A 24,708-nucleotide genomic window follows, 5' to 3' on the forward strand; every position below is an offset into this window, starting at 1 on the left:
CCGTATGAAAACGCTACCCGAGCTGGATAAAGATTCCGTTTTGCGCGTATCTCGCCAGGGTGGCGTTGCAGCGATTCACAGCCTGAGCCGCCCACGGGAAATCGAATTCGCGCAATGCGACATCAGTCAGCGTTCGAGAATATGCTCGGTGCTTGAGGGTTGCCTGCCACTGGACAGCAGCGAATCCGGCCGTGGGGATCAGCGCTTCTACCAGATTGAGGTGCGCTACCCGTCAGGGGAAATGGTGTTGAAGGTGCCAGAGGATCGGGCGCCTGGGGAGCTGGTGCAGCTTTGGGACAAGGGGGAGCTGCTCTGATTCACGCTGGCGGCTCTTCTGCGTCGCCAACTGACGATGTGCGCGGGCCAAAGCCCGCGGTCTGGCCGAATACGACACCGTTGAACGTGTGCGTACAGCACTCGCAGCTCGGCGTCATGTCCTGCGCCTTCAGGTTCGGATTGACCATTTGCAGGAAATTTTGCTCGTCGACGTACAGCCCGTTGTAATAACTGGACTCACCCAGTCGCACGACTTCTTCGCGATCCTTCTCATGGATGGCAACCATCCAGAACACCGGCGCTGATTGATCCAGTCGCGCCACAGCTTCGCTGAAAATGGCATCCCAAGAACCGCCAACCCGAGAGAGCAGGAAGCGAAACAATGGCGTGTAATCTCGCCCGTATTGTTTGCCTGCGTGCATCGAACTTCGCATGCCTTCGTCACGGCTTGCAGCTTTGCTGTTGCGCTGATCGCGATAATGCGCAACTGATTCATGGCGACGAACACCCCACGTACGAGTGTTCACTCTGCGGTAGAGCGGTTTCTTGTCCAATCCCTTATTCCTCATCCAGACGTCCGCTGTTTTACCGGAACGGCGTTTGAATGCAATCAGCCATCCGTGGCCAATTGTAAAACCGGGCCTATCGCTCGACCGGCTGCATCTCGACAATCGTGCCGTTGGTGATCATCACCATCACGTACTTGTCATTGATCTGCACCCACTGCGCCTGCTCGATCGGCGCTTTCAGACCTTTGGCTTTCCAGTTTTTCAGCGCCTTGTCTTCGCGCTGGTACATTTCCGGCGCGCGGTCGTTGACCTTCAACTGGCGGTCGCTGGTCGGCGATTGCACGGCGGGTTCGCTGGAGGTTTGCGCCGCTTGAACAATGGGCGTGATCCCGGCAATGCCGGCAACGACGGCCAGGCTGGCGATTAGGGTTTTGCTGTTCATCGGTGAACCTCTTTCAGATGAGTAGTACCTGAACTCCGACTGCGTGGCGCGGGAAACATTCCTTGTTTTTTGCCGGAGGTGGCCGTTAGAAGGCTTTGCCCATCAGACCGCCATCGCTGGCAAGCCAGCTCCCGCAGAGTTTTGTATTACAGCGCAATTATTGACCTGAGCTCCGGTCCACTCCTACAAGACCAAGCAAAGCAAGATCAAAAGATCGCAGCCTTCGGCAGCTCCTACAGTTGAATCGCGTGAATTCGATGGAAACGGGTTCACCTGCAGGCCGTCGTCGCGATCAGGCTCGCCCCCACCAGAAAAGCAAAGCAGCGCAGCTGCCCGCGGCGAAGCCGCCCCTCTCAACAATGAGCGCAAGCTCGAGTGCTTTTGATCCTGCTTTTGATCCACCGGCGACGTCGGAAGGCTGAGTGGAGGGATTGATCCGGGGGTGGGAGCGCAGCGACCGTCTGGCGCAGCCAGACACAGCGGAAGGAGGTGCAGCGAAGCAAACCGTAGCCGCTGCGCCCGGATCGATCCCGCAGCGAAGGAACCCGAGCCTGCGAGGGCCGAACGCAGGAGCAAGCCTTTTCGGTTACCTTTTCGGCGTTTGGAAAAGGTGACTCGCCGTCAGGGCGAAACCCTAAGCGGCCATGACCGCAGCAACGGATATGTACCCGGTCAGCCAGACCAAATCATCGCCCGACACGACGCAGGCTCGCTCCCACAAATGCGCCAAGCACTGAATCCATTGATCCGCCCCACGCATCAATCCATGCCAACAATGCAATTAACAGATTGTTACATCTGCGCCACCATCCACCTCAATAAAAACCGTGCGCCGCTTCTCCGTAGCGCACGTCATAAAAGCGGTGGAGTACTTTTCAATGACAGCCTCAATCCCAACCAACGGCTCGCGGGCCGGTGCCATCTTCCGGGTGACCTCGGGCAACTTCCTCGAACAGTTCGACTTCTTTCTGTTCGGCTTCTACGCCACGCAGATCGCGGCGGTGTTCTTCCCGGCGAGCAGCGAGTTCGCCTCGCTGATGATGACTTTCGCGGTATTCGGCGCCGGTTTCCTGATGCGGCCGCTGGGCGCCATCGTGCTCGGCGCCTACATCGATGACGTCGGCCGGCGCAAAGGTCTGATCGTCACCCTGTCGATCATGGCCAGCGGCACGATATTGATTGTGCTGGTGCCCGGCTACGAAACCATTGGCCTGTTCGCCCCGGCACTGGTACTGATCGGGCGGCTGCTGCAAGGCTTCTCCGCCGGCGCGGAACTCGGTGGTGTCTCGGTGTACCTGTCCGAAATCGCTACGCCGGGCCGCAAAGGCTTTTTCACCGCTTGGCAGTCGGCCAGCCAGCAAGTGGCGATCATCGTCGCGGCTGCGCTGGGCTACGGTCTGAACCAGTGGATGGAGCCGCAAGCCGTGGCCGCCTGGGGCTGGCGCATTCCGTTTTTCGTCGGCTGCATGATCGTCCCGTTCATCTTCTTCCTGCGCCGCAACCTGGCGGAAACCGAAGAGTTCGCCGCGCGTAAACACCGTCCAAGCATGCGCGAAGTGTTCCGCACCCTCGGCCAGAACTGGGGCGTGGTACTCGGCGGAATGTTGATGGTCGCGCTGACCACTACCGCGTTCTACCTGATCACCGTGTACGCGCCGACTTTCGGCAAAACCGTGCTGCACCTGAGCACTTCCGATGCGTTGCTGGTAACGCTGTTGGTGGGCGTGTCGAACTTCTTCTGGCTGCCGATTGGCGGCGCGTTGTCCGACCGTATCGGCCGTCGCCCAGTGCTGATCGGCATGGCCGTGCTGGCACTGGCCACGACTTATCCGGCGCTGTCGTTCCTGGTGCAGGCGCCGAGCTTCACCAACATGCTGCTGTCGCTGCTGTGGTTGTCCTTCATTTACGGCTTGTACAACGGCGCGATGATTCCGGCGCTGACCGAAATCATGCCGGTGGAAGTGCGCGTCGCCGGTTTCTCCCTGGCTTACAGCCTGGCCACGGCGATCTTTGGCGGTTTCACCCCGGCGATGTCGACCTTCCTGATCCAGTACACCGGCGACAAAGCCGCGCCAGGCTACTGGATGAGCATCGGTGCCCTGTGCGCCCTGTGCGCCACTCTTTATCTGTACCGCCGTGCCGGTGGTCGTCTGCAACCTGTCGCGGCCTGAGGAATACTCGCCATGAAAAAACTCTTTACTGTCACCGCCCTGCTCGCCGGTCTCGCGTTCAACTTCGCGGCCCAAGCCGAAGAACTGAGCGTGATGACCTCCGGTGGCTTCACTGCCGCCTACAAGATCCTCGGGCCGAAATTCGCCGCCGCAACGGGCAACACGCTCACCACCAGCCTCGGCCCGTCGATGGGCAAGGCGCCGGAAGCGATCCCCAATCGTCTGGCGCGCGGTGAGCACGCCGACGTGGTGATCATGGTCGGTTACGCCCTCGATGAGCTGATCAAACAAGGCAAAGTCGACCCGGCCTCCCGCGTTGAACTGGCGGATTCGCGGATCGGCATGGTGGTGCGTGAAGGCGCGGCGAAACCGGACATCAGCAGCGTCGATGGCCTGAAGAAAACCCTGCTTGATGCGCGTTCGGTGGCCTACTCCGACAGCGCCAGCGGCGTGTACATCGAGCAGCAGCTGTTCAAGAAACTCGGCATCGAAGATCAGTTGAAACCGAAAGCCAAGATGATCGCCAGGATCCCGGTCGGCTCGGTGGTCGCCACTGGCGACTATCAGTTGGGCTTCCAGCAGGTCAGCGAATTGCTGCCGGTGCCGGGCGTAAGCTTCGTCGCGAAGATTCCGGAATCGGTGCAGTCGGTGACGCGTTTCGCCGCTGGGATTCCGGTAAAGGCCGAGCATCCGCAAGAAGCCAAAGCCCTGCTCGCCTACCTCGCTGCACCGGCCGCTCAGGCTGACGTGCAGGCCACCGGACTGGATTCGGTCAAGCGTTGATCGTTGGCGGCTGGACGCGCATCTCCACGACCAGCCGCTCCAGCTCCAGTGCCGCCGGGGTCAACGTGCGATCCCGGCGCTTGATGATGCCGACACTGCGCATCACCTGCGGCTCAATCAGCGGCACCCGCGTCAGGATCGGATGATCCGGCCCGGGCATCGCCATCAACGGCACCGCTGCCACGCCCAGACCCGCCTCTACCAGACCGATCATCGTCGTCACATGCCGCGTCTCGCAGATGCTCTGACGCTGCGGCACCACCCCGCCCAAGGCCTGATCGAGCAGAAAGCGATTACCCGAGGTCTTGTCCAGCGCGATGTAATCCTGCTGATAGAACTCGTCCCAACTGACGCTGCTGCGCCCGGCCAGCGGATGATCGCGACGACAGGCGACAACGTAGCACTCCTGCACAAGCGGTTCGAACTCGACTTTGGCATCCTGCGTGCCGAGAAAACTCAAACCGAAATCCGCCTCGCCATTGACCACCGCACTCAACACATCGTGAGCGCTGGAATCGAGGACTTTGACCTTGATCCGCGGAAACTGCTGGTGATAGCGCGCGACCACGCGGGGCATGAAGTAGTAGGCCGCCGAGGGCACGCAGGCGACGGTGACATGGCCCAGACGGGTCGAGGCGACTTCGCTGATGCCGAGCAAGGCAATGTCGAGATCATCCAGCAAGCGTTCGACGCTGGGCATGAAGCCGCGCCCGGCCTGGGTCAGGCTGACCTTGCGCGTGGTGCGCTCGAACAGTTTCACGCCGAGGGCATCTTCGAGCTTTTCGATGCGCCGACTCAGCGCCGGTTGCGACAGGCGCACGGTGTCGGCAGCCTTGCGAAAACTGCCCTGCTCGACCACCGCGCGAAAGGCTTGCAGGTCGTTTAGGTCGAAGTTGATGGCCATGGCGTTTCCGGAAATTGATGCGCAGGGGTTATAAATGTAACCAGTTGATGCAAATTATTACAGACCTGATGGAAGCTGCCCTTGTGGGAGCGAGCCTGCTCGCGAACGCGGGGCATCAGTCAATGGATAGGTGGCTGACCCAGCGCATTCGCGAGCAGGCTCGCTCCCACATTGGTTCTCGAATGGTCTGGAGACCGCGTAACCCTTATCCTTGTCACCCTCGCCGTAGCCGTAGTCAGGAGTCGTTCCATGCCCCATGAAGGCAATCTGTTGCAAGCCGCCGTCGTGTTTCTGTTCGCGGCCGTGCTCACCGTGCCTTTGGCCAAACGTCTGCAACTGGGCGCGGTGCTCGGTTATCTGTTTGCCGGGGTGATCATCGGCCCGTCGGTGCTCGGTCTGATCGGCAACCCGCAAAGCGTTGCGCATATTTCCGAGCTGGGCGTGGTGTTGCTGCTGTTCATCATCGGCCTGGAGCTGTCGCCGCGACGCTTGTGGGTGATGCGCAAATCGGTGTTCGGCGTCGGTCTGGCGCAGGTGCTGTTGACCGCTTCGGTGATCGGCGTGCTGGCACTGTCGGTGTTCGGCCAGCCGCTGAACAGCGCGATTGTGCTGGGCCTCGGTCTGGCGCTCTCCTCCACGGCGTTCGGCCTGCAAAGCCTCGCCGAACGCAAGGAACTGACCAGCCCCCACGGGCGTCTCGCGTTTGCGATTCTGCTGTTCCAGGACATCGCCGCGATTCCATTGATCGCCCTGGTGCCGATGCTCGCCGGCGTCGATCATCACACCAGCACCGCCGACGATATTCGTCACAGTCTGCAGGTGCTCGGCGGCATTGCCGTGGTGGTGATCGGCGGACGGTATCTGCTGCGTCCGGTGTTCCGCGTGGTGGCAAAAACCGGTCTGCCGGAAGTGTCCACCGCCACCGCGTTGCTGGTGGTGATCGGCACGGCATGGCTGATGGATCTGGTCGGTGTGTCGATGGCGCTGGGTGCGTTTCTCGCTGGTCTGCTGCTAGCGGATTCGGAATACCGGCATGAGCTGGAAGCGCAGATCGAACCGTTCAAGGGCCTGCTGCTCGGGCTGTTTTTCATCAGCGTCGGCATGGGCGCCAATCTCAGCCTGTTGTTGAGCGCGCCGATCACCGTATTGGGCCTGACCTTGTTGCTGATCGGTCTGAAATTGCCGCTGCTGTTCGTGGTTGGGCGCTTGGCAGGAGGATTGAACAAGATCAGCGCAATCCGCCTCGGCATCGTCCTTGCCGCCGGCGGTGAGTTTGCCTTCGTGGTGTTCAAGATCGGTCGCGATCAGGGCCTGTTCGAGCCGCGTCTGTACGACCTGCTGGTGCTGACCATCACTCTGTCGATGGCGCTGACGCCGTTGTTGCTGTTGATCTGCGCGCGTCTGGTCAGCCCGAAAGTGCAGCCGGTGGAAGTGCCGGAGAAATTCCGCGAAATCGACACCGAAGCGCCGCGCGTGGTGATTGCCGGCATGGGCCGGATGGGCCAGATCGTGGCGCGGATCCTGCGCGCGCAGAACATCAAGTTCGTTGCGCTGGACACTTCGGTGGAAACCATCGAACTGTCACGCAGCTTCGGCGGCGTACCGGTGTTCTACGGCGACCCGATGCGCCCGGAAATCCTTCACGCGGCGAAGGTCGGCGAGGCGGAATATTTCGTCATTGCCACGGACGATCCGGAGACCAACATCAAGACTGCCGAAGTGGTGCACAAGCTGTATCCGCACATGAAAATCATCGCCCGCGCGCGTAACCGTCAGCACGTGCATCGCCTGGTGGATGTCGGCGCGGAAGCGATTCGTAAGACCTATTACTCGAGCCTGGAAATGAGCCGGCGCACGCTGGTCGGCCTCGGTCTGACCCAAGCCCAGGCCGATGCGCGGATCAAGCGTTTCAAGCATCACGACGAACAGGTGCTGGAGGCGCAACACGCCGTCTACGACGATGCCGCCAAAGTCCTGCAGACCGCCCAGGAAGCCCGGGCGGAACTGGCCAAATTGTTTGAATCGGATCAGCTCGAAGAGGAAGCCCGAAAATCCTGATCGTGCCTTGCCCAGAACCAACTGTGGGAGCGAGCCTGCTCGCGAAAGCGTCGTGTCAGTCACCCAATACTTCACTGACAGATTGATTGTTCCCACGCTCCGCGTGGTAACACAGCCCGGGACGCTCCGCGTTCCAAATCTCGAGCTGGAACGCGGAGCGTCCCTTGAGGCATCCCCACGCAGAGCGTGGGAGCGATCATGTGCGAGGGGGTCAGGCCAGTTCCAGCGCGGGCGCAGGCTCGACGGCTGTGACTGCAAACCGATCCGCCAGGAACGGCGTGATATCCAGCGGCAAGGGCTCGTCATTCACCAGTTTATCCAGCAGCACACCGGTAATCGCCGAGGTCAGAATGCCGGTGCGGAAGTGCCCGCAAGCATTCAGATAACCCTCGACCCCACGCATCGGCCCGAGGATCGGCAACTCATCCGGAGAGCCCGGACGCAGTCCCGCCCAGGTGCGCTTGAGGTTGACGTCCGCCAGCTCCGGCAGACAGCGCACCGCGCCCTGCACCAGCCCGGCGATTTCCGGGTAGGTGGTGGTGACGTCGAAGCCTTTGTCTTCGGTGGTGCTGCCGATAAGAATTTCGCCGTTATCCTTTTGCGCCACGTAGCAATCGCTGGTGGTCAGGCAGCCGTTGAGGATTTTCGGCATGCGTTCGGTCAGCAATATCTGCCCTTTCACCGGTTTCACCGGAATGCGAATCCCCGTGGCCCACTCACTCAGATCCGCCGCCCAGGCACCGGCGGCGTTGATCAGCGTCTTGCAGTGGAACACCCCCGCCTCCGCCGTCTGCACGCCGGTCACGCGAGTGCCGTGATGCAGCACGCCGGTGACGTTGGTGTTGACGAAGATATCGACGCCGTTCTGCCGCGCGCCTTCCATGTAGGCATCCGCGAGGCGGAACGGGCTGACCTGATGGTCGCAGAGAAACTCCAGCGCCCCGCGTGCTTCATGGCTGACGCTCGGTTCCGCCGCGCGCAACGCCGCCTGATCGAGCCAGCGCACTTGATCAGCCAGATGCGGAATGCAGCCGACGATGTGCTCGGCGTAGAGCCGGTCTTCATCGTCATAGATCACGAATTTCAGCCCGGTCTTCTCGAACTTGCAATCCATGCCGTGATTGTCTTTCAGCTCGCGGTGCAGCGCCGGGTACAGCGCGTTGGACTGCAAGGCAAAATCGAAAAACGACGCTGGCAAGATATGCGGCGTACTGGCGTCGACCGCCACCGCTGCGCCCTGGGTTTCGCGCTTGCGGTTGGCCGACATCATGCGAAAGAAGATCACCCCGCAGCCGAGGCCGACCGACTCGCCGATCGCCCACAAACCGCCAGCCGAAGCGCGGGTCGCGTTGCCGGGGCGCTTGGCGTCGATCAGCGCAACTTTCAGATTTTTGCGCTTGGACAATTGGTAGGCGCAGGAGGCGCCGATCACTCCGCCACCGGCAATGACCACGTCGTAGAACTTACTCATGGCAAGCGCCCTCCTTGCCGAGGGACTGGAACGCGGAAAACGGCACCGGATCAATCGGGAAGCGCGGGCGCAACCAACCGACATCCTGACGTCCGGTAGCCTGGCGCAAACGATCGCTGCAATAGCCGACGCACATCCGCCCCTGACAATCGCCCATGCTCACACGGGTGCGCATTTTCAGGCTGGCGATGTCTTGCACACCCTGCTCCAGCGCCAGATCGATGTCGGCGCGGGTCGCATGTTCGCAGCGGCAAATCACCGTGTCGGCTGCGGGCAAAGCAGTCTGACCGACGCCGCGCTCGGTGTAGCGATCCACCGCCGCACGAAAGCGCACGATGGCTCTGAGCTTGCTCGCGTAACGATCGCGGCGCACCCGGGCCAGCTCGGCGTCGAGCACACCGCGTTGCAGGAGGATCGAAGTGGCGGCGATCTTGCCGGCCAGCATCGCCGCTTCACCGCCGCGGATCCCGCCCATGTCACCGGCCAGATGCACAGGCGCCACGCTGCTTTGCTGCCAGACATTGGCGTTGGCACGCAGGTAGCCATCGTCACTGAAACCGTGATCAAGGCCCATCTGCTGGCTCAATTGCGTGCGCGGAATAAAACCGTAACCCACCGCCAGGGTCTGCGCTTCGAAGCGCTCGACCCGCGACAGATCTGCCTCCCACGTCGACGAATACGGCGCGACGCTGACACTTTTCAGCTCGCCGTCGCCATGGGCTTCAACCACGCCCCAACCATAGTTCATCGGGATGCCGTGCAGCTTCAGATAAGCGAGCATGCTCAAGCCGTCGAGGAACAGCTGCGGTTTGTTCAGCAGCGCCAGACTCTCGCGGGCGATCTTGCCGAACGCACACGCCTCGTAGACGCCAGCGACACGCACGCCGGAGGCATGCAACTGGGTCGCAACCAGCGGCAGCAACGGCCCGGTGCCGGCGATGATCACCGGCCCCCGCGGCTTGACCACGCCACTCTTGATCTGCAATTGAAGACCACCGAGCAGAATCACTCCCGGCAACGTCCAGCCGGGGAACGGCACACTGCGTTCGTGACATCCAGCGGCTAACAGCAGTTGCGGATAAGCGATCTCGTGCAGTTGCTCATCACCGTCGAGCACCACCACTGCGCGGGTGCCTTCGGCGCCGACCACGCGATGGTTGAGGCGCACGTCAATCAGCCCCGATTGCTGCTGAAATTCGCCGTGCAGTTTGTCCAGTGCTTCGGAATAACGCGGGCCGAGATAATCCAGTTGCACACCATCACGCAGCGGCCCGCGATAGACCACGCCGCCGAGGCGCGAAGCCTCTTCGAGCAAGGTGCAGCGCACGCCGTGGCGCGCCAGTTCGATGGCCGCCGCCATTCCCGCCGGCCCGCCGCCGACAATCAACGGTTGCAGGCTCATACAACCTCCTGCCTGACGACGCGGTTGACTTGGGTTTCAATCAGCATGCCGTCGCGCACCACGGTCTGGCAGGCGCGTCGCTTGTGCCGACCGTTGATTTTCACCAGGCAGCACTGGCAAACGCCCATGCCGCAATAGGCGCCGCTGATCTGATTGTGATCGTTGCGTGCGATCTGGCGCACGCCGAGGGACTGGATGACGCTGAGAACGGTTTCGCCGATGGCGGCGCTGACCGCTTGGCCATTGATGTGCACGGTCATGTCCGCCTGCACCAAGGGCTGGATATCGAAGGTTCTTTCTAGGCAGTTCATTACGGTGTTCGTCCGTGAAGATTCAGTTGAGGTTGTGTCAGCTCCTTGCTGCACTACGCCTCGTCGACGCTTTTTATTGCTGTGTTTTCAACGTCGACGCGGATACTTCGTCAGCGCAACAAGGTGCGCGACAAGCACTGTAGCTCATACCTCAGCAAAGGCCTGGATCATTTACGGTAGGCGATATCGCCAGGCGAAATATTGATCCAGGCCAGTAAAAATGGCACAGCGAGAAGCGGCCGATCCGCCTGCGGCGCGGACGCTTGCCTTGTTGGCTGGCAGGAAGCAAAAAGCGCCTTCACCGAGGTGCAAGCGGCCAAAGCAGACATTCAGCTTTGCGCTCTGTCAAACCAGAAAGCGTATGACCCACCCACCGGTCACCAGCCCCCAACCGTATTCGAGCGCCTGATAACCGCACGCAATGATTCGTCCATCGTCCATCAAGCTCATGCTCTTGTAATAACACTGCTTTCCTTCAACTCCGAAAATGGCAAAGCCTACATTGTTGAATGCCTTGTCCAGAGATCCATCAGCCAGAAAACGCGCAGCCACGTACAAATCGCTGCCGTTGATGTATGCGCCACTGCCATGCCCGCCTACTACAATCGACCCGTCGGTCTGGACTACGCAATTTTTCCAATGAATGCCCGACTTCAGCAAAGGCGAATACAAAGGTTTCCCTTGGTTAAAGACCAGGTTATAGCTGCCATTGGCGTTCAAAACGACCAGTGCACCTTGCAGTGCGCCCTGCGGGGCGGCAGCGCCGGCGACGACGATGAGCCCATCGCTTTCCCTTACCGATACCGCGTTGAATTCCTCATAGCGAGTTTTCAACTTGAAAACCTCACCGCCATTGAACGTGGTATCGATACGCCCGAATGCATCGAAACGCACTAGATAACCGCCTTGAAGGCCCGGCGTCTGGTCATGGTATCGCCCGCAGACAAGGATCTTGCCGTCTGACTGAACGGCAACACCCAACGCATGATTGGAACTGTTGTCGAAGTCGATCAGGGCGAATCCGTGATCGTTGAACGTCTTGTCGCTACTCCCGTCCGCGTTCAGTCGCAGCACGATGCCACGCGACTTTTCGGACTCATCGTTATAGACGTGGAAGATCACGACCAACTTGCCGTCGGATTGCTCAACCATGGACATGCCGGAGCCCGCAGCCGCACCCGAAGAAAAGGCTCTTTGCACATGTCGCAAGGCTGGCTTCGCGTTGCCGGGTTCATATGGCTCAGGTTTGTCCATTTGATCGAAACGAAGGTAACGAACACCTTTCTCACCGAAAGACTGATCTTGCTGCCCGTCAGGGAGACAACGTACCAGCGCTATACCTTCTACATAGCCTTCCTGCTCGTAGGTGCCCTGCAACAACCAGGCACCATCGTTCAGCGCGCTGAGCGTCAGAACATGCGCCATGGTTGCGTTTTCCAAAGCGATCTCTACAACACCCTCCTTCCCGAAGTCAGTGTCCAGCGCTCCGTCCTCATGGAAACGTGCAACCGTTGCCGGTCCATAAATTACCGATGGATAAAATCCGACAAGGGTCTTTTTTCCAGACACTGCCAATACAGCTGCTGCGTCAAATCCAGGCAATCCGTTCACTGGAAAGCTCAAGAGCCCCGCATCAGCAAAAGCCGGATCAAGCGTTCCTGCGTTTTCAAATTTCAATCGCGTATTCACGTCCAGTCCCTCGAGGCAAATCCGAACAAACGTTGTGTTCATTCCTGCCCCGATTCCAGCACTTTAGGCCCGCGACGCCACCTGTCAAAAATACTAGTCGTGATTACCTTGCGAGCCATATTCATGACCCTGTGAGCCATAAATGAAAAAGCCGCTTTCACCCGAAGATGAAAGCGGCAGAGGCATCCTGCCTCAGAGGGATCAGTGTACGAACAGGGCGATCAGGATGATGATCGGGATCGGTACGCCGAGGAAAAACAGCAGTAATGAGCGCATGGTGACTCTCCTTTTTAACGGACCGGAGTGGTAGTGGTGTAGGTGTCGACTTCAACGTACTCGACTGCATCGCGACGACGACCGCCGAAGGTGGCTGCAAGGCTTGCGAAGAACGCACCGGCCAGCAGCGCGACGAACATCCACAGCGAGGTGTAGGCAGCGACTTTGGCGGCGGTGTCGGCAGCTTGCTGAGCTTTCAGTTTCGCGTCAGCGATGGCTTTCTGGGTGTTGGCGTAGATTTCGTCGACACGACGTTCAGCATCGGCCTGGCTCAGGTTGGTACGTTGCGATACCAGTTGTGCGAGGTAGGTGCGATCTTCGGCGCTGAGCTGACCGTTGGCCAGGCTTTGGGCGAAGATGCGGGTCACAGTGCCGCGTGCAGCGTCATCGCTGACGGCAGCAGGACGATCATCGCGGAACAGGCTGTCGACGAAGTAGCCGTACTGATCGCTGTCAGTATTGGCTGCGGCAGAGCCGGCGGCCTGGCTCATCGCACCGGCAGCACCGCCGACGACGTTGGCACCTGCCTGCACACCGCCACTGACGACGCTGCTGACCGAACCGACCACCAGCACAGCGGTCACCAAAGTAGCGACGCACCAAGCGAGGAAACCATGGGCGGTGTCGCGGAAGTAGACTTCGTCACCGTGCATGTTGGCCCACTTAACGCGCAGACGGCCGGCAATGTAGCCGCCCATGCCGGAAGCGATGATCTGCGTCACCGCCAGCCAGACGATCGTTGAAATGCCCAGGCCCTTGGCGCTCACGCCCTCTCCGGCCCACGGTGAAACAGCCGAAAAGCCCAGGCCAAACCCGAGCAGCACCAGAATCATCGACAGCGCGGCGGCAGCCGCAGCACCGGCGAAGATCGCGCCCCAGGACACGCCTGACACGCTGCTCGACTCTTCCAAGGCAGGATAATAGCCATCAGGGGATCTATTCATTGTTGTAGTGCTCCAGGCATGAAAAATGGTGTTACAAGTCGTCGTGTGAGGAATTGCAGTGACCGTGCCAGTCGCACACTTTTAATAACTTCTTTTCTTTCAATGAGTTACAAAACTTGAACTTCCTCGGACCGTGCAACTTGCAATAAAGCGCATCCGATTGCGGGTTTTCTGCATTAACCAAAGCGTGGCAAATCCGATCAGTTCTGATTCACCAGGCGACGAAGATGAAAGTTAATTTAAAGCGCCACGGCAAATTCTTGGCAAAATGCTGCCATTCCGTTTGAACCGATCAGCAGGCCTGCCTATGACTCGTATCTTGACCATCGAAGACGACGCCGTGACCGCGCGGGAAATCGTTGCCGAACTGAGCAGCCACGGGCTGGACGTCGACTGGGTCGACAATGGCCGCGAAGGCCTCGACCGCGCCGTGAGCGGCAACTACGACCTGATTACCCTCGACCGCATGCTGCCCGAGCTGGATGGTCTGGCCATCGTCACCACCCTGCGCACCATGGGCGTGGCGACGCCGGTTCTGATGATCAGCGCCCTCTCCGACGTCGATGAGCGCGTGCGCGGCTTGCGCGCGGGTGGCGATGACTACCTGACCAAGCCGTTCGCCACCGATGAAATGGCCGCGCGGGTTGAAGTGTTGCTGCGCCGACAGAACAGCGTCGCCACCCAGGCCACCACGCTGAAAGTCGCCGACCTCGAACTCGACCTGATCAGCCATGAAGCCCGCCGCGCCGAGCAGGTGCTGACGCTGTTGCCCACCGAATACAAACTGCTGGAGTTTCTGATGCGCAACAGCGGCCAGATTCTCTCGCGGATGATGATTTTCGAAGAGGTCTGGGGTTATCACTTCGACCCGGGCACCAACCTCATCGACGTGCATATCGGCCGGCTGCGCAAGAAAATCGACGCAGTCGGCAACGTTCCGCTGATCCGCACGGTACGGGGCTCCGGCTATGTCATTGCCGAACCCGTCTGACGGCTGGCGCTCCTCCAGCAGCCGCTTGCTGGCGCTGTACAGCTCGCTGTTCGTGGCCTGGAGCGCGATCCTCATGGGGGTCATGTATTACGAGGTGTCCGGCTACCTCGACAAACTGGCCAAACATTCGTTGATGCAACGTCAGCACCTGTTCTCGCATTTTCGCGGCGAGCAACTCGAAGACGCGCTCGCGGCCAGCATGACCTTCGATATTCGCGGTATCGACGCCTATGGTCTATTCAGCGCTGACGGTGTTTACCTGGGCGGCGCACTCCAGCAAATTCCCGAAGGACTGCCGCTCGACGGCAAGATCCATATGCTCGCCGAGTGCGCCGATTCCGATGACCCGACCCTGCCGAGCGACAGCTGCGATGCCGTGGCCACGCAAACCCGTGACGGGCGCTGGCTGGTGCTGCTGCGTGACAATGGCTCGCTGTTCGCGGTGACGCGGATCATTTTGCACGCGTTGTTCTGGGGGGTGTCGCTGACGATTATTCCCGGGGTCGCCGGTTGGCATCTGCTGCGGCGTAGACCGTTGCAGCGCATCCGCGCGATTCAGAACAGCGCCCAGGCCATCGTTGCCGGCGACCTGACGCACCGCTTGCCGCTGTCCAATCGCCGCGATGAACTGGACATGCTCGCCGCCATCGTCAACGCCATGCTCGAGCGCATCGAGCGCTTGATGAACGAGGTCAAGGGCGTCTGCGACAACATCGCCCACGATTTGCGCACGCCGCTGACTCGCCTGCGCGCTCAGTTGTATCGCATGCAGCAACAGGCCGGCGAAGGTTCGCAAGAAGCGGCGCAACTGGACTTGGTACTGGCTGAAGCGGATACGCTGATGGCGCGCTTTCGCGGATTGCTGCGGATTTCCGAACTGGAGGATCGCCAGCGTCGCTCAGGTTTCGTCGAACTTGATCCGGTGCGTTTGCTGGAGGAGTTGCACGAGTTCTATCTGCCGCTGGCCGAGGAAGGCGATCTGCGTTTCCAGTTGAACATGCCGGAGACGCTGCCGCCGCTCAATGGCGACCGCGCACTTCTGTTCGAAGCGTTGGCGAACCTGTTGAGCAACTCGATCAAATTCACCCCGCCCGGCGGCACGGTGATGTTGCGTGGGGTCAATGCCGGTGGGCAGACGCGGATCGAGGTGCACGATTCAGGCCCGGGGATTCCCGAGGCTGAACGTGAGGCGGTGTTCCAGCGGTTTTACCGCACCGAGGGTGGCCAGCCGCAGAGTGGTTTTGGTCTGGGGTTGTCGATCGTTGCGGCGATAGTCAGCCTGCACGGCTTCAGTCTTGAAGTCGGCAGCAGCGATCTGGGCGGGGCGAAACTGGTGCTGGATTGTCGGCAGAGTTTGATCAGTCAGGCCTGACGTCTCGCGCCGATCGTTCCCACGCTCCGCGTGGGAATGCCTCAAGGGACGCTCCGCGTTCCGGCTTTCGAAATGGGACGCAGAGCGTCCCGGGCTGCATTCCCACGCAGAGCGTGGGAACGATCTGCGTCTCAGGTCGGGTAATTGGCCCGCAAGGCTTCGAGCCCGCCCTGGTAGATGCCGTTGAACAGCGCCACCACTTCTTCATCGCTCACGCCGACCGCATTGAAGCGCCCCGACCACGTCACCCGCGCCCCCTGCCCCTGGGCTTCAACCTTGATCGTCGCCAGGTAATCGCTGGCCGGGAACGGTGCCTGTTCGATGGAATAGCTGTACGTTCTCGCAGCGTTATCGAAGGTCTGCAGACGTTCGATGACCACGCCGCCGTCAGCGGTTTGCAGGGTGCGCACTCGCCCGCCTTCGCTCAGTTCACTGTTGGTGATCAACGGCAGCCAGTCCGGCAGCGTGTTGAAGCCGCCGATCAATTGCCAGACCTGATCGGCCGAGGCCGGGATGTCGATGGTTGCGGATGCAGTTGGCATAAAACCTCTCATTTGGGAAATTCAGATAGTCAGGCTGTCGACCACGCCGCCATCGACGCGCAACGCCGCGCCTGTGGTGGCCGAGGACAGCGGCGAAGCGATGTAGGTGACCAGATGCGCCACCTCCGAAACATCCGCCACGCGCTGGATGATCGAGGTCGGACGGGCCTTGCGCACAAAGGCGTCGGCTTCGTCGCGCAGGTCGCGCCCGGACTCGGCGGCCGCGTCTCTGAGCATGTCCTGCAGGCCATCGGTGAAAGTCGGTCCCGGCAGGATCGCATTGACCGTGACACCGGTACCAGCCAGACGTTTGGCCAGGCCGTGGGACACCGCCAGGTTGGCGCTTTTGGTCACGCCGTAATTGAGCATGTCCGCCGGCGTCGCCACGCCGGATTCCGATGACAGAAAGATCACCCGGCCCCAGCCCTGCTCAACCATCGCCGGCACATAATGCCGCGCCAGGCGCACGCCGGAAATCACGTTGACCTCGTAGAAGCGCGTCCACTCGCTGTCGGGAGTCTCGAAGAAATCGACGTCGTTGAAGATGCCGAGGTTGTTCACCAGAATGTCCGCGCGCGGTTCGGCGGCGAACAGCTTTTCCGCGCCCTCGGCCGTGCCCAGATCGGCGGTCAGACCACGCAACTGCGCGCTTGGCACGGCTTGGCGAATGCTCGCCAGTGCCTGCTCGACCTTGGCCGTGTCACGACCGATCACCACCACCGTGGCGCCGGCTTCGGCCAGCGACTGGCTGATACCCAGACCGATGCCGGCAGTGCTGCCGCTAACGATGGCCAGTTTTCCACTCAGATCAATCTTCATGCGTTTACCTCATCGGTAGGCAAGGGATCTCGCCTGACGGTCGATGCCTGTCACGGGCTCGACCCTGGCGATTTCAGAAGCACGAATCAGCGTAGTCGCGATGTTGCATGCACGGTTGAGCGGCCGACCGGTGACGGGGGTGGCGCTTTTCGCAGCGGTTCAGTTTTGCATCAGGTAAAGAAAACCATCGCCATCGACCCTGACGCCGATCGCATCGTAACTGGCCAACGTCGCATGCGCCGTTTCGATCGGGTGCTGGTGCGTGGTGGTGATGATCATCAGTGCAGCGCCCGCCGCTTCCGCAGCCTGAATACCAACCGTGGCGTCTTCAAAAATGAGGCAATCCGCTGGCTCGACACCGAGCTTTTTCGCCGCCAGCAGATACCCCGCAGGATCAGGTTTGCCAGCCTTTACATCTTCCGCCGTGATCATGACCGCCGGCTCGGGGAGACCCGCCGCCGCCATCCGCCGCAACGCCAGATCGCGAGGCGCAGACGTCACCATTGCCCAGCGATCTTTCGGCAGAGCGTTGAGAAATGCCGCCGCCCCAGGAATCTCGACAATGCCTTCAACGTCATTGATTTCCGCTGCGGTGATGAACGCCGCTTGTTCCTCGGCATCCACGCCCGGTAGATTCAGCCGGGTGATGGTGTCGATCGCCCGTGCGCCATGGATGGTCGGCAAAAACGTCTCGACCTCCACGCCATGGCGCACCGCCCACGCTGACCAGATGCGCTCGGCGGCGGCGATGGAATTGAGGACGGTGCCGTCCATGTCGAACAGGAACGCGCCGAACGCGCGATCAAAAACCGATGCTTGTGCAGACAAGAGAGCAAATCCTCTGACAGTTGGCCGGGCAGCCTGGCCCGGCAATGTAGCACTTGTCAGTGCAACTGCGGGGCCTTGGATTTGAACGCACTTTCCACACAGTCGAGCAATTGCCCGATCGCCCACGGCTTCTTGATGAACGCCACCGAATGCTTGACCCCGGAGGTCTCGGGCGTCTCGTAGCCGGACATGACCATCACCGGTTTTTCCGGCCAGCGATCGCCGAACAGATTGGCCAGGTCCGCGCCGTTAAGCGTGCCGGGCATGGTGATATCGGTCAGCAACAACGCGACGTCCGCCGCGTGCTTTTCCAGATACAGCGACGCAGCGTCGGCGCTGGTTTGCGGTTCGACCTTGAACCCTTCCTCCTGAAGAATTTCGCAAAGAAACTCCAGAATCAACGGATCGTCCTCGACAACCAGAATCAACCCGCCAGGAAGGTGCGCGCTCGACGTAGGTGTAGGGCACATGAACAGCACTCCCCCGAATTACATTTTTGATAAGCGGTTTTGAATCCGCTGCTTATCTGGTATGAGCAGCGCGCCCTGTAGAAATTCATTTTTGATACAGAGGATTTCGCCAAGGTGTTGTTTTTCGAAGCGCAGCGCCCATCGAATCCCCTCATTTGTGGTTAAAATGCCGGCCCTTTGCCTGGCCGATCCTGATCCATGAACCCTGAAGCCCTCGCTACCCTCCACGCTCATTTGCTGCCCGCACTGGCGGTGGCGCCCAGCGAAACCCGTCGTTTGTTTCACGGGCGCGGACGCTGCTGGCCGGGGTTGGAGCAATTGACCGTGGACTGGTTGCAGGGCGTGGTGCTGGTGTCGTTGTTCAAGGAACCGGCGCCTGAGCAACTGCAGGATCTGCGGGATTCGCTGCTGCAACTCGCCGCCTCGCCCCAATGGCAGCAGTCCGGTGCACATACCCTGCTGATCCAGCACCGTTACCTGCCGCAAAGCACGGCCGAATGGCTGATCGGTGAGGAAATCGAAGAAATGACCATCGTCGAGGGCGGCTTGCAGTACCGCGTCGACCTGGGACGCAAGCAGAACACCGGACTGTTTCTCGACATGCGTTACGGCCGCAACTGGGTGCGCGAACAGGCAGCGGGCAAGCGGGTGTTGAACCTGTTCGCTTACACCTGCGGCTTTTCCGTAGCGGCAATCGAGGGTGGCGCCAGCCATGTGGTGAATCTCGACATGTCCCGTGCGGCCCTGAGCCGAGGGCGTGACAATCACCGCCTGAACGGCCACGACCTGAGCAAGGTCAGTTTTCTCGGCCACGACCTGTTCAAATCCTGGGGCAAAGTGATCAACAGCGGCCCGTACGATCTGGTGATCATCGACCCGCCGTCGTTTCAGAAAGGCAGCTTTTTGCTGACCAAGGACTATCAACGCGTATTGCGCCGCTTGCCGGAACTGCTCACCGCGCAAGGTACGGTGCTGGCGTGCATGAACGACCCGTCGTTCGGTTCCGACTTTCTCATTGATGGCGTGACCCAGGAAGCGCCGAGCCTGCGCTTCGATCATCGGCTGGACAACCCGCCGGAGTTTCCCGATATCGATCCAGAGAGCGGCCTGAAAGCCCTGGTCTTCCAGCGCAGCCACTAACACAGCGTAAGTTCACCTGTGGGAGCGAGCCTGCTCGCGAAAGCGCAGTGTCAGATAACAATTTTGTTGACTGATACACCGCTTTCGCGAGCAGGCTCGCTCCCACACAAATTCTGCGTTGGTCACAAAGACGTCGGCCGCAGCACCAGCGCAAACAACTCACCATGCCCGGTGACGTTGAGCTTGTGATAGAGATTGCGTCGATGCACTTTCACTGTCTCCGGCGAAATCCCCATCTGCTGGGCCATCGCCTTGCTGGAAAAGCCCTGCAGGATCAGACGCGCCGTGTCGATCTCGCGCGCGGTCAGCCGGGCATCGAAACGGTCCAGCAGCGTCGCCAGATCACCCACCACCGCGTCAGCCACCGGCCCTTGCGGCGGCAGCAACTGCATGTGGCGATGCATCGCCGCCAATACCCAATCACGAATGCACAACAGTCGGCCCTGCTCGGCCATGCCAAACGCGGTCGAGCGGCCCAGGGACAAGCCGAGTACCGCGCCTTCGACGTTGATCAGAAACTGCAACTCATCCTCGCCCACCACGGCACGAAAGTAGCTCTGGTAATACTCGCTGTGCAGAAACTGATCCGGCGCAACGGACGCCAGGCTGTGCAGGCCGTCGCTGATCCCGCTGACGGCGGCTTGATAAAACGGATCGAGCAGGTAAATGCCGGCGGTATAACCGGCCAGCTCTTGCTGATCGTCGACATAGCCCTTGCTGTCGAAGTCGATCAGCAAACGCGGCGGCTGGCCGGGCTGCATCAGGGCGACGAGGGCATTGTCCAGCGGCACCAGCAGGCGCAGGGTGTCGACCAGCGCGCGCCAGAAACCGTCCTGCCCGAGCTGGGTAAATACCCGCGCCAGACTCTGATGCACCGGCAATTCCTGCAACAACGCGTCCACGCACTACCCCTTTCGAGTAACCCATGATGGGAATGGGGCTGGTGTGACCGGCCCGCTAGCCTGACCACTCCAGTTCATCACCGGCCTGCGACAGGCCAGGAGTGCCGCATCATGCGTCGTCACCGTGGATCTATCAACCCGGGCCTGCTGGCCTGTTTTTGTCTCTCCTCGGTCGCCATGGCGGCAGACGTACCGAGCGTGCATGTCTACAACTGGTACGACTACATCGGGCCGAACACGCTGCACGATTTCCAGCGCGACAGCGGCATCCGGCCGGTGTACGACACCTTCGACAGCGCCGAAGTGCTCGAAGGCAAACTGATGACCAGCCGCAGCGGCTACGACGTTGTCGTGGCGAGCAACTTCAGCCTGCCGACCCTGATCAAGGCCGGCGCCCTCGCCCCCTTGCCTCGCGATCAACTGCCAGGCTGGCAAAACCTCGACCCCGATCTGCTGAAAAAACTCGCGGTCAACGATCCGGGTAATCAGTACGCCGTGCCTTACCTGTGGGGTACCAACGGCATCGGCTACAACGTCGAAAAAGTCCGCGCCGCGTTGGGTGACAAAGCGCCGGTGGATTCCTGGGAGTTGCTGTTCAACGAAGCCAATCTGGCCAAACTGGCCGAGTGCGGCGTGGTGATGCTCGATTCGCCGTCGGAAATGCTGCCGGTCGCCCTGCATTACCTGGGCTTGCCGCCGAACAGCACCGATCCCGAAGACTACAAAAAAGCCGAGGCACTGCTGCTCAGGCTGCGCCCGCACATCGCCTACTTCAACTCTTCGAAGTTCATCAGCGATCTGTCCAACGGCAATATCTGCGTGGCGGTTGGCTGGTCCGGGGCGATGCTCGAAGCCAAGACCAACGCCGAGCAGGCCAATAACGGCGTAAAGATCGCCTACAGCCTGCCAAAGGAAGGCGCGCCGGTGTGGTTCGAAACTCTGGTACTGCTCAAGGACGCGCCCAATCGCGCCCAGGGCCTGGCGTTTATCGATTACCTGCTGCGGCCGGAGGTGATCGCGCCGGTCAGTGATCACCTGTCGTACCCGAATGGCAATCGCGCCGCGACAACGCTGGTGGCAGCAGCAACTCGCGACAACCCGGCGGTCTACCCGTCCCCTGCCGCCATGGCCACTCTCTACACCCTCGAACCCTTGCCCAAAGCCGCCGAACGTGTGCGTACGCGGGTGTGGAGCAAGGTCAAGAACGGCCAGTAACCCGCGCAAGAAATCTGCCTGCCTCATCCGAGCGGTAAGCCGCCCGACCTTTTGAATCAAGAGACTGAATCTATGAATCCGCGTGCCCGTGATCTCGACATCCTCATTGGCCAGATGCAACCCGGCCCGCTCAATGCCATCACCGATGTGCCGGGCGTGCGCGTCGGTCACAGCAATGTACGCGGTCGCAGCAGCAGCGGCCGTGACATCTGCACCGGCGTCACGCTGATCGAGCCGCGCCTCGGCTCGACCAGCCAGCAACCGTGCTTTGCCGGCGTGCATGTACTCAATGGCAACGGTGATGCGACCGGCCTGGAATGGATTCGCGAGGCCGGCCTGCTGACCAGTCCGATTGCCTTTACCAACACCCACAGCCTCGGTGTGGTGCGGGATGCGCTGATTGTGCTGGACCGTGAGCAACAGCCGGATGACGGGCGGCTTTACTGGAATATGCCGGTGGTGCTGGAAACCTTCGATGGACTGCTCAATGACATCAACGGCTTTCACGTCAAGCCCGAGCATGTCGCCGAGGCACTGAACGGCGCCGTGGATGGGCCGGTAGTCGAAGGTGCGGTGGGTGGTGGCAGCGGCATGATCTGCCATGAATTCAAGGGTGGCATCGGCACCGCATCGCGCCGTTTGAGTGCTGCCCAGGGAGGCTGGACCGTTGGCGCGATCGTGCAGGCCAACCACGGCATTCGCAGTGAATTACGCGTCGATGGTTACCCGGTCGGACGTTATATGGAACAGAAGGATTCACCGTTCCTGCGGGCAGCGCTGCCGCACCCGGGCATGGGCTCGATCGTCGTTTGCCTGGCGACTGATGCGCCGCTGCTGCCCCATCAATGCACGCGCCTGGCACAGCGTGCCAGCCTGGGCCTGGCGCGTACCGGCGGCGGTAACGAAGACCACAGCGGCGACATCTTCATTGCCTTCGCCACCGGCAATGATCACGTCCCGCCCGCCGCTTATGAGGCTAAACGCGCAGCCACCTGCGACGGCTTGCGCATGGTCAACAACGACCACATCAGCGAGCTGTTTCTGGCCGCGACCGAAGCCGTTGAAGAAGCGATCATCAATGCCCTGCTCGCCAGCGACAGCAGCGAGGGCAACGGTCATTCGGTGCCGGGCCTGGATGCGCAGACGCTTCTGGCGGCGCTGAAAAAATCCGGTTGGCCGGGATCGCGTCCGGCATGAACCGGCATTGTGCAGGGACGACTGGCGGTACTTGAGTCGTCCGCTGCACGCTCCCGGTCAATGCAGAGTCAGGCGCTGACGGACGAATTCTTCTACGTGGCGGCTGGTCTGGTCCAGATGGCGGTCGCGTTGTTTTTCCGCATCGAGCATCGCGCGCTTGCCGTTCTTCTGCAGCAGATAGGTGTGAATCTGCTGCACTTCCAGCGAGCGATAGATCGGCGTGGTGTCGATGAACCCGCGCAGGCCGTTGCTGCGGTTATGCCGCGTGCTCATCAGCACCTGGGTTTCGCGCTGGCCGATCACTTCAAAACCCAGTGCCTCGAAATACGGTACCTTGCCAATGCTGCAGGCCAGTTCCGCATGCGGGTAGCGCCCGACCATGTCCGCGAGCATCGCCCGCGCCACACCCTGACGCCGATGACCTTCACGCACCGCCATGTACGCGACGCTGCACGCCTCCCAATCGCCCTGCACCGGCAGACAGATGAGAAATCCGATGACTTGCTCTGGATCCTCATCGTCAGTGGCCACCAGCAATTCCACCTCGGTGCCCTTCTGGCCGTTCAACGCCTCAAGGTACAGGTGCACCTCATAACCCACCGCGTACTGATAAACGTTGTACAGCAGATTGCTCGGGCCGAGGCCGACCGCACTGATGTCGGTCAGGTAGTCGACGACCATTTGCAGGATCTGGCTGTTGACGTTTTCCGGGCATGGGGAGATGTAGTGGGTGATGCGTGGCATGGGCAAACTCCGGCGATAAAAAACGTTGCCGATGATCAGAGCCGTCGACGAACCGCGACATCATACCGTGCCGCGATAGACCACCGTTTAAAGATCCGCTGTCGAAGGCCGATGTAACGAACACCCTCATTTCACTACCAAGGACCGGGCCATGTATTACCCGCGCGAAGCCGCAAAAGATCATCTTTACAACCGCGTCGTCATGCTCACTGTCGCCTGCTGCGTGGTCTTGCTCCTCGCCGGGATGGCGCGCCATCAAGGCATTCTGTATGCGCTGCTGAATTTCAATGGCGCGCAAACCAACGGCACTGTCACGCAGCTGGAAGAGATCCTGATGAACAAGAATGGCAAAATCATTCACTATCGTTATGCCGACGAGCTGGGCCAGCTCCATGAAAGTGATTTTGTCGACGAACGCTACGCCGAACACACCCAGTACGAAGTCAATGGCCCGATTGCGCTATTGGTCTCGCCCTGGATGCCGGAAAAAAGCGCCATCGCCAGCCAGCTGCAAAGCTATCGCGCAGGTTTTTACATCATGACCGGCGGCGTGACGCTCGCCCTGCTGTTCCTGCTGATTTCCGGCCGGACGTTCTGGCAGATTCAGGCGATGAAGGAACAGGACCGATATTACTGAACGGTCACTGTTGTGGCGCCACCACCCTGAATTTGATGTAGATGTCCTTCGACACCACGCTGTCTGCCCACTCCCCTGCGCCGAGGCCGAACTCCTCACGGTTGAGCACCAGCTCGCCGTCGAAAATGCCAATGGCGTTGCCCGGTTTCAGCTCCACCGGCACCTCGACATCGCGAGTGATGCCCTTGAGCGTAAGCTGACCGGCGACCTGGTACAGGTGCTCGCCCACCTGGGTGAAGCGGCGGGACTCGAATACCGCGAGCGGGAATTTTTCAGTATCGAACCAGGCGGGTTTCACCAGCTCGGTATTGGCGTCTTCGCTGCCGGCGTCAATGCTGCTCAGGTCGATATGCAAGGTGGTGCGGGCGTTGGCAAGGTTTTCGGTATCTAAATCCAGAGCCGCCTCGAACTTGCCGAAGGTGCCATACATTCGCGAGCCCATCTGGTTGTAGGTGAAACTGATCTGGCTGGCGCTGGTGTTGACCAGGTTATATTCAGCGGCCTGCGCACAGGCCATGACAAAGGATGTAAACGCGGCAACCAGCAGCAATCGCGACGTCATGACATTCTCCGGGCGGCGTGTGTCGTCGAGGGCCTTGGTTGACTTAAGCAAAC

At 60.5% G+C, this 24,708-nt stretch carries 25 protein-coding genes; 10 read left to right on the forward strand and 15 right to left on the reverse strand.

Features of this window, described 5'->3' with window-relative positions; translation table 11 throughout:
- Positions 1 to 4: 4 nt before the first annotated feature.
- Entirely contained in the window at positions 5 to 316 is a 312-nt protein-coding gene (locus FEE99_RS21035; protein WP_041477010.1) for a protealysin inhibitor emfourin, read from the forward strand.
- A 1-nt stretch (position 317) separates the two neighbouring features.
- Here the strand turns inward: FEE99_RS21035 and FEE99_RS21040 are convergent, their stop codons facing one another.
- Positions 318 to 830 carry a hypothetical protein gene (locus tag FEE99_RS21040; protein WP_052392135.1) on the reverse strand — a complete coding sequence of 171 codons (513 nt, stop codon included), beginning with the start codon at positions 828 to 830 and terminating at the stop codon, positions 318 to 320.
- Between the two features lie 88 nt (positions 831 to 918).
- Positions 919 to 1,227: an RcnB family protein gene (locus FEE99_RS21045; protein ID WP_041477011.1), complete on the reverse strand. Its 309-nt coding sequence runs from the start codon at positions 1,225 to 1,227 to the stop codon at positions 919 to 921.
- 878 nt (positions 1,228 to 2,105) lie between these two features.
- On the opposite strand from FEE99_RS21045, the gene tcuC reads away from it, so the two are divergent.
- The gene (tcuC, locus tag FEE99_RS21050; protein ID WP_041477012.1) at positions 2,106 to 3,398 is read left to right on the forward strand and encodes an MFS transporter; all 1,293 of its coding nucleotides are present in this window, start codon (positions 2,106 to 2,108) and stop codon (positions 3,396 to 3,398) included.
- Positions 3,399 to 3,410: 12 nt separating this feature from the next.
- Positions 3,411 to 4,181, forward strand: coding sequence for a substrate-binding domain-containing protein (locus tag FEE99_RS21055; protein ID WP_041477014.1), 771 nt, complete (start codon positions 3,411 to 3,413; stop codon positions 4,179 to 4,181).
- On the opposite strand, the gene FEE99_RS21060 is transcribed toward FEE99_RS21055, so the two are convergent.
- On the reverse strand, positions 4,171 to 5,085 hold the full coding sequence (locus FEE99_RS21060; protein WP_016775221.1) for a LysR family transcriptional regulator: 915 nt from the start codon (positions 5,083 to 5,085) through the stop codon (positions 4,171 to 4,173). The two genes, FEE99_RS21055 and FEE99_RS21060, sit on opposite strands and share 11 nt — an antisense overlap.
- Positions 5,086 to 5,334: 249 nt before the next feature.
- On the opposite strand from FEE99_RS21060, the gene FEE99_RS21065 reads away from it, so the two are divergent.
- On the forward strand, positions 5,335 to 7,143 hold the full coding sequence (locus FEE99_RS21065) for a monovalent cation:proton antiporter-2 (CPA2) family protein (protein ID WP_041477017.1): 1,809 nt from the start codon (positions 5,335 to 5,337) through the stop codon (positions 7,141 to 7,143).
- 211 nt (positions 7,144 to 7,354) lie between these two features.
- Here the strand turns inward: FEE99_RS21065 and hcnC are convergent, their stop codons facing one another.
- From hcnC to FEE99_RS21090, 5 genes are all read right to left on the reverse strand, one after another.
- Positions 7,355 to 8,614 carry a cyanide-forming glycine dehydrogenase subunit HcnC gene (hcnC, locus tag FEE99_RS21070; RefSeq protein ID WP_041477018.1) on the reverse strand — a complete coding sequence of 420 codons (1,260 nt, stop codon included), beginning with the start codon at positions 8,612 to 8,614 and terminating at the stop codon, positions 7,355 to 7,357.
- Positions 8,607 to 10,016, reverse strand: a complete 1,410-nt coding sequence (gene hcnB / locus FEE99_RS21075; RefSeq protein ID WP_041477019.1) for a cyanide-forming glycine dehydrogenase subunit HcnB — start codon at positions 10,014 to 10,016, stop codon at positions 8,607 to 8,609. The genes hcnC and hcnB overlap by 8 nt, the downstream gene beginning before the upstream one ends.
- Positions 10,013 to 10,327 (reverse strand): (2Fe-2S)-binding protein, encoded by a 315-nt coding sequence (locus tag FEE99_RS21080; protein ID WP_041477020.1) that lies wholly within the window; start codon positions 10,325 to 10,327, stop codon positions 10,013 to 10,015. Before FEE99_RS21080 ends, hcnB begins: the two co-directional genes overlap by 4 nt.
- A 345-nt stretch (positions 10,328 to 10,672) precedes the next feature.
- Complete coding sequence (locus tag FEE99_RS21085) at positions 10,673 to 12,058, reverse strand: hypothetical protein (RefSeq protein WP_081932375.1); 1,386 nt, start codon at positions 12,056 to 12,058, stop codon at positions 10,673 to 10,675.
- A gap of 248 nt (positions 12,059 to 12,306) precedes the next feature.
- Positions 12,307 to 13,236 (reverse strand): hypothetical protein, encoded by a 930-nt coding sequence (locus tag FEE99_RS21090; protein ID WP_041477022.1) that lies wholly within the window; start codon positions 13,234 to 13,236, stop codon positions 12,307 to 12,309.
- Between the two features lie 307 nt (positions 13,237 to 13,543).
- On the opposite strand from FEE99_RS21090, the gene FEE99_RS21095 reads away from it, so the two are divergent.
- Positions 13,544 to 14,227 carry a response regulator transcription factor gene (locus FEE99_RS21095; RefSeq protein ID WP_041477023.1) on the forward strand — a complete coding sequence of 228 codons (684 nt, stop codon included), beginning with the start codon at positions 13,544 to 13,546 and terminating at the stop codon, positions 14,225 to 14,227.
- A complete protein-coding gene (locus FEE99_RS21100) occupies positions 14,205 to 15,599 on the forward strand; it encodes a sensor histidine kinase (RefSeq protein WP_041477024.1) in 1,395 nt (464 codons plus the stop codon). Before FEE99_RS21095 ends, FEE99_RS21100 begins: the two co-directional genes overlap by 23 nt.
- 131 nt (positions 15,600 to 15,730) lie before the next feature.
- On the opposite strand, the gene FEE99_RS21105 is transcribed toward FEE99_RS21100, so the two are convergent.
- The 4 genes from FEE99_RS21105 to FEE99_RS21120 all read right to left on the reverse strand — a co-directional run bounded on the left by FEE99_RS21105 (position 15,731) and on the right by FEE99_RS21120 (position 18,258).
- Positions 15,731 to 16,141 (reverse strand): SRPBCC family protein, encoded by a 411-nt coding sequence (locus FEE99_RS21105; RefSeq protein ID WP_041477025.1) that lies wholly within the window; start codon positions 16,139 to 16,141, stop codon positions 15,731 to 15,733.
- Between the two features lie 21 nt (positions 16,142 to 16,162).
- Positions 16,163 to 16,960, reverse strand: coding sequence for an SDR family NAD(P)-dependent oxidoreductase (locus FEE99_RS21110; protein WP_041477026.1), 798 nt, complete (start codon positions 16,958 to 16,960; stop codon positions 16,163 to 16,165).
- Between the two features lie 159 nt (positions 16,961 to 17,119).
- The gene (locus tag FEE99_RS21115) at positions 17,120 to 17,788 is read right to left on the reverse strand and encodes an HAD-IA family hydrolase (RefSeq protein ID WP_041477028.1); all 669 of its coding nucleotides are present in this window, start codon (positions 17,786 to 17,788) and stop codon (positions 17,120 to 17,122) included.
- 56 nt (positions 17,789 to 17,844) lie between these two features.
- A complete protein-coding gene (locus FEE99_RS21120; protein WP_016775233.1) occupies positions 17,845 to 18,258 on the reverse strand; it encodes a response regulator in 414 nt (137 codons plus the stop codon).
- Positions 18,259 to 18,456: 198 nt separating this feature from the next.
- Between FEE99_RS21120 and FEE99_RS21125 the strand changes: the two genes are divergently transcribed.
- The gene (locus tag FEE99_RS21125) at positions 18,457 to 19,398 is read left to right on the forward strand and encodes a class I SAM-dependent methyltransferase (RefSeq protein ID WP_041477029.1); all 942 of its coding nucleotides are present in this window, start codon (positions 18,457 to 18,459) and stop codon (positions 19,396 to 19,398) included.
- 122 nt (positions 19,399 to 19,520) lie between these two features.
- On the opposite strand, the gene FEE99_RS21130 is transcribed toward FEE99_RS21125, so the two are convergent.
- Positions 19,521 to 20,300 carry a helix-turn-helix transcriptional regulator gene (locus FEE99_RS21130; protein ID WP_041477031.1) on the reverse strand — a complete coding sequence of 260 codons (780 nt, stop codon included), beginning with the start codon at positions 20,298 to 20,300 and terminating at the stop codon, positions 19,521 to 19,523.
- A gap of 111 nt (positions 20,301 to 20,411) precedes the next feature.
- Between FEE99_RS21130 and FEE99_RS21135 the strand changes: the two genes are divergently transcribed.
- Positions 20,412 to 21,515 (forward strand): polyamine ABC transporter substrate-binding protein, encoded by a 1,104-nt coding sequence (locus FEE99_RS21135; protein WP_041477032.1) that lies wholly within the window; start codon positions 20,412 to 20,414, stop codon positions 21,513 to 21,515.
- A 72-nt stretch (positions 21,516 to 21,587) separates the two neighbouring features.
- Positions 21,588 to 22,712 (forward strand): DmpA family aminopeptidase, encoded by a 1,125-nt coding sequence (locus tag FEE99_RS21140; RefSeq protein WP_041477033.1) that lies wholly within the window; start codon positions 21,588 to 21,590, stop codon positions 22,710 to 22,712.
- A 57-nt stretch (positions 22,713 to 22,769) separates the two neighbouring features.
- On the opposite strand, the gene FEE99_RS21145 is transcribed toward FEE99_RS21140, so the two are convergent.
- The gene (locus FEE99_RS21145) at positions 22,770 to 23,456 is read right to left on the reverse strand and encodes a GNAT family N-acetyltransferase (RefSeq protein ID WP_041477034.1); all 687 of its coding nucleotides are present in this window, start codon (positions 23,454 to 23,456) and stop codon (positions 22,770 to 22,772) included.
- Between the two features lie 151 nt (positions 23,457 to 23,607).
- On the opposite strand from FEE99_RS21145, the gene FEE99_RS21150 reads away from it, so the two are divergent.
- A complete protein-coding gene (locus FEE99_RS21150) occupies positions 23,608 to 24,093 on the forward strand; it encodes a DUF3592 domain-containing protein (RefSeq protein ID WP_041477036.1) in 486 nt (161 codons plus the stop codon).
- Between the two features lie 4 nt (positions 24,094 to 24,097).
- Here FEE99_RS21150 and FEE99_RS21155 read toward each other — a convergent pair whose 3' ends face one another.
- Positions 24,098 to 24,655, reverse strand: a complete 558-nt coding sequence (locus tag FEE99_RS21155) for a YceI family protein (RefSeq protein ID WP_041477037.1) — start codon at positions 24,653 to 24,655, stop codon at positions 24,098 to 24,100.
- Positions 24,656 to 24,708 lie beyond the last annotated feature (53 nt).

The organism is Pseudomonas sp. ef1 (assembly GCF_007293365.2).
Classification (GTDB): Bacteria; Pseudomonadota; Gammaproteobacteria; order Pseudomonadales; family Pseudomonadaceae; genus Aquipseudomonas; species Aquipseudomonas siliginis.

Excerpts from the sequence above, each read along its gene's own strand:
- hcnB (WP_041477019.1), bottom strand. The coding sequence starts at position 10,016 with ATGAGCCTGCAACCGTTGATTGTCGGCGGCGGGCCGGCGGGAATGGCG.
- FEE99_RS21125 (WP_041477029.1), top strand. The coding sequence starts at position 18,457 with ATGAACCCTGAAGCCCTCGCTACCCTCCACGCTCATTTGCTGCCCGCA.
- FEE99_RS21085 (WP_081932375.1), bottom strand. The coding sequence starts at position 12,058 with ATGAACACAACGTTTGTTCGGATTTGCCTCGAGGGACTGGACGTGAAT.
- FEE99_RS21120 (WP_016775233.1), bottom strand. The coding sequence starts at position 18,258 with ATGTGCCCTACACCTACGTCGAGCGCGCACCTTCCTGGCGGGTTGATT.
- FEE99_RS21110 (WP_041477026.1), bottom strand. The coding sequence starts at position 16,960 with ATGAAGATTGATCTGAGTGGAAAACTGGCCATCGTTAGCGGCAGCACT.
- FEE99_RS21145 (WP_041477034.1), bottom strand. The coding sequence starts at position 23,456 with ATGCCACGCATCACCCACTACATCTCCCCATGCCCGGAAAACGTCAAC.
- FEE99_RS21055 (WP_041477014.1), top strand. The coding sequence starts at position 3,411 with ATGAAAAAACTCTTTACTGTCACCGCCCTGCTCGCCGGTCTCGCGTTC.
- FEE99_RS21105 (WP_041477025.1), bottom strand. The coding sequence starts at position 16,141 with ATGCCAACTGCATCCGCAACCATCGACATCCCGGCCTCGGCCGATCAG.
- FEE99_RS21135 (WP_041477032.1), top strand. The coding sequence starts at position 20,412 with ATGCGTCGTCACCGTGGATCTATCAACCCGGGCCTGCTGGCCTGTTTT.
- FEE99_RS21150 (WP_041477036.1), top strand. The coding sequence starts at position 23,608 with ATGTATTACCCGCGCGAAGCCGCAAAAGATCATCTTTACAACCGCGTC.
- FEE99_RS21080 (WP_041477020.1), bottom strand. The coding sequence starts at position 10,327 with ATGAACTGCCTAGAAAGAACCTTCGATATCCAGCCCTTGGTGCAGGCG.
- FEE99_RS21060 (WP_016775221.1), bottom strand. The coding sequence starts at position 5,085 with ATGGCCATCAACTTCGACCTAAACGACCTGCAAGCCTTTCGCGCGGTG.
- FEE99_RS21100 (WP_041477024.1), top strand. The coding sequence starts at position 14,205 with ATGTCATTGCCGAACCCGTCTGACGGCTGGCGCTCCTCCAGCAGCCGC.
- tcuC (WP_041477012.1), top strand. The coding sequence starts at position 2,106 with ATGACAGCCTCAATCCCAACCAACGGCTCGCGGGCCGGTGCCATCTTC.
- FEE99_RS21065 (WP_041477017.1), top strand. The coding sequence starts at position 5,335 with ATGCCCCATGAAGGCAATCTGTTGCAAGCCGCCGTCGTGTTTCTGTTC.
- hcnC (WP_041477018.1), bottom strand. The coding sequence starts at position 8,614 with ATGAGTAAGTTCTACGACGTGGTCATTGCCGGTGGCGGAGTGATCGGC.
- FEE99_RS21140 (WP_041477033.1), top strand. The coding sequence starts at position 21,588 with ATGAATCCGCGTGCCCGTGATCTCGACATCCTCATTGGCCAGATGCAA.
- FEE99_RS21155 (WP_041477037.1), bottom strand. The coding sequence starts at position 24,655 with ATGACGTCGCGATTGCTGCTGGTTGCCGCGTTTACATCCTTTGTCATG.
- FEE99_RS21095 (WP_041477023.1), top strand. The coding sequence starts at position 13,544 with ATGACTCGTATCTTGACCATCGAAGACGACGCCGTGACCGCGCGGGAA.
- FEE99_RS21090 (WP_041477022.1), bottom strand. The coding sequence starts at position 13,236 with ATGAATAGATCCCCTGATGGCTATTATCCTGCCTTGGAAGAGTCGAGC.
- FEE99_RS21045 (WP_041477011.1), bottom strand. The coding sequence starts at position 1,227 with ATGAACAGCAAAACCCTAATCGCCAGCCTGGCCGTCGTTGCCGGCATT.
- FEE99_RS21035 (WP_041477010.1), top strand. The coding sequence starts at position 5 with ATGAAAACGCTACCCGAGCTGGATAAAGATTCCGTTTTGCGCGTATCT.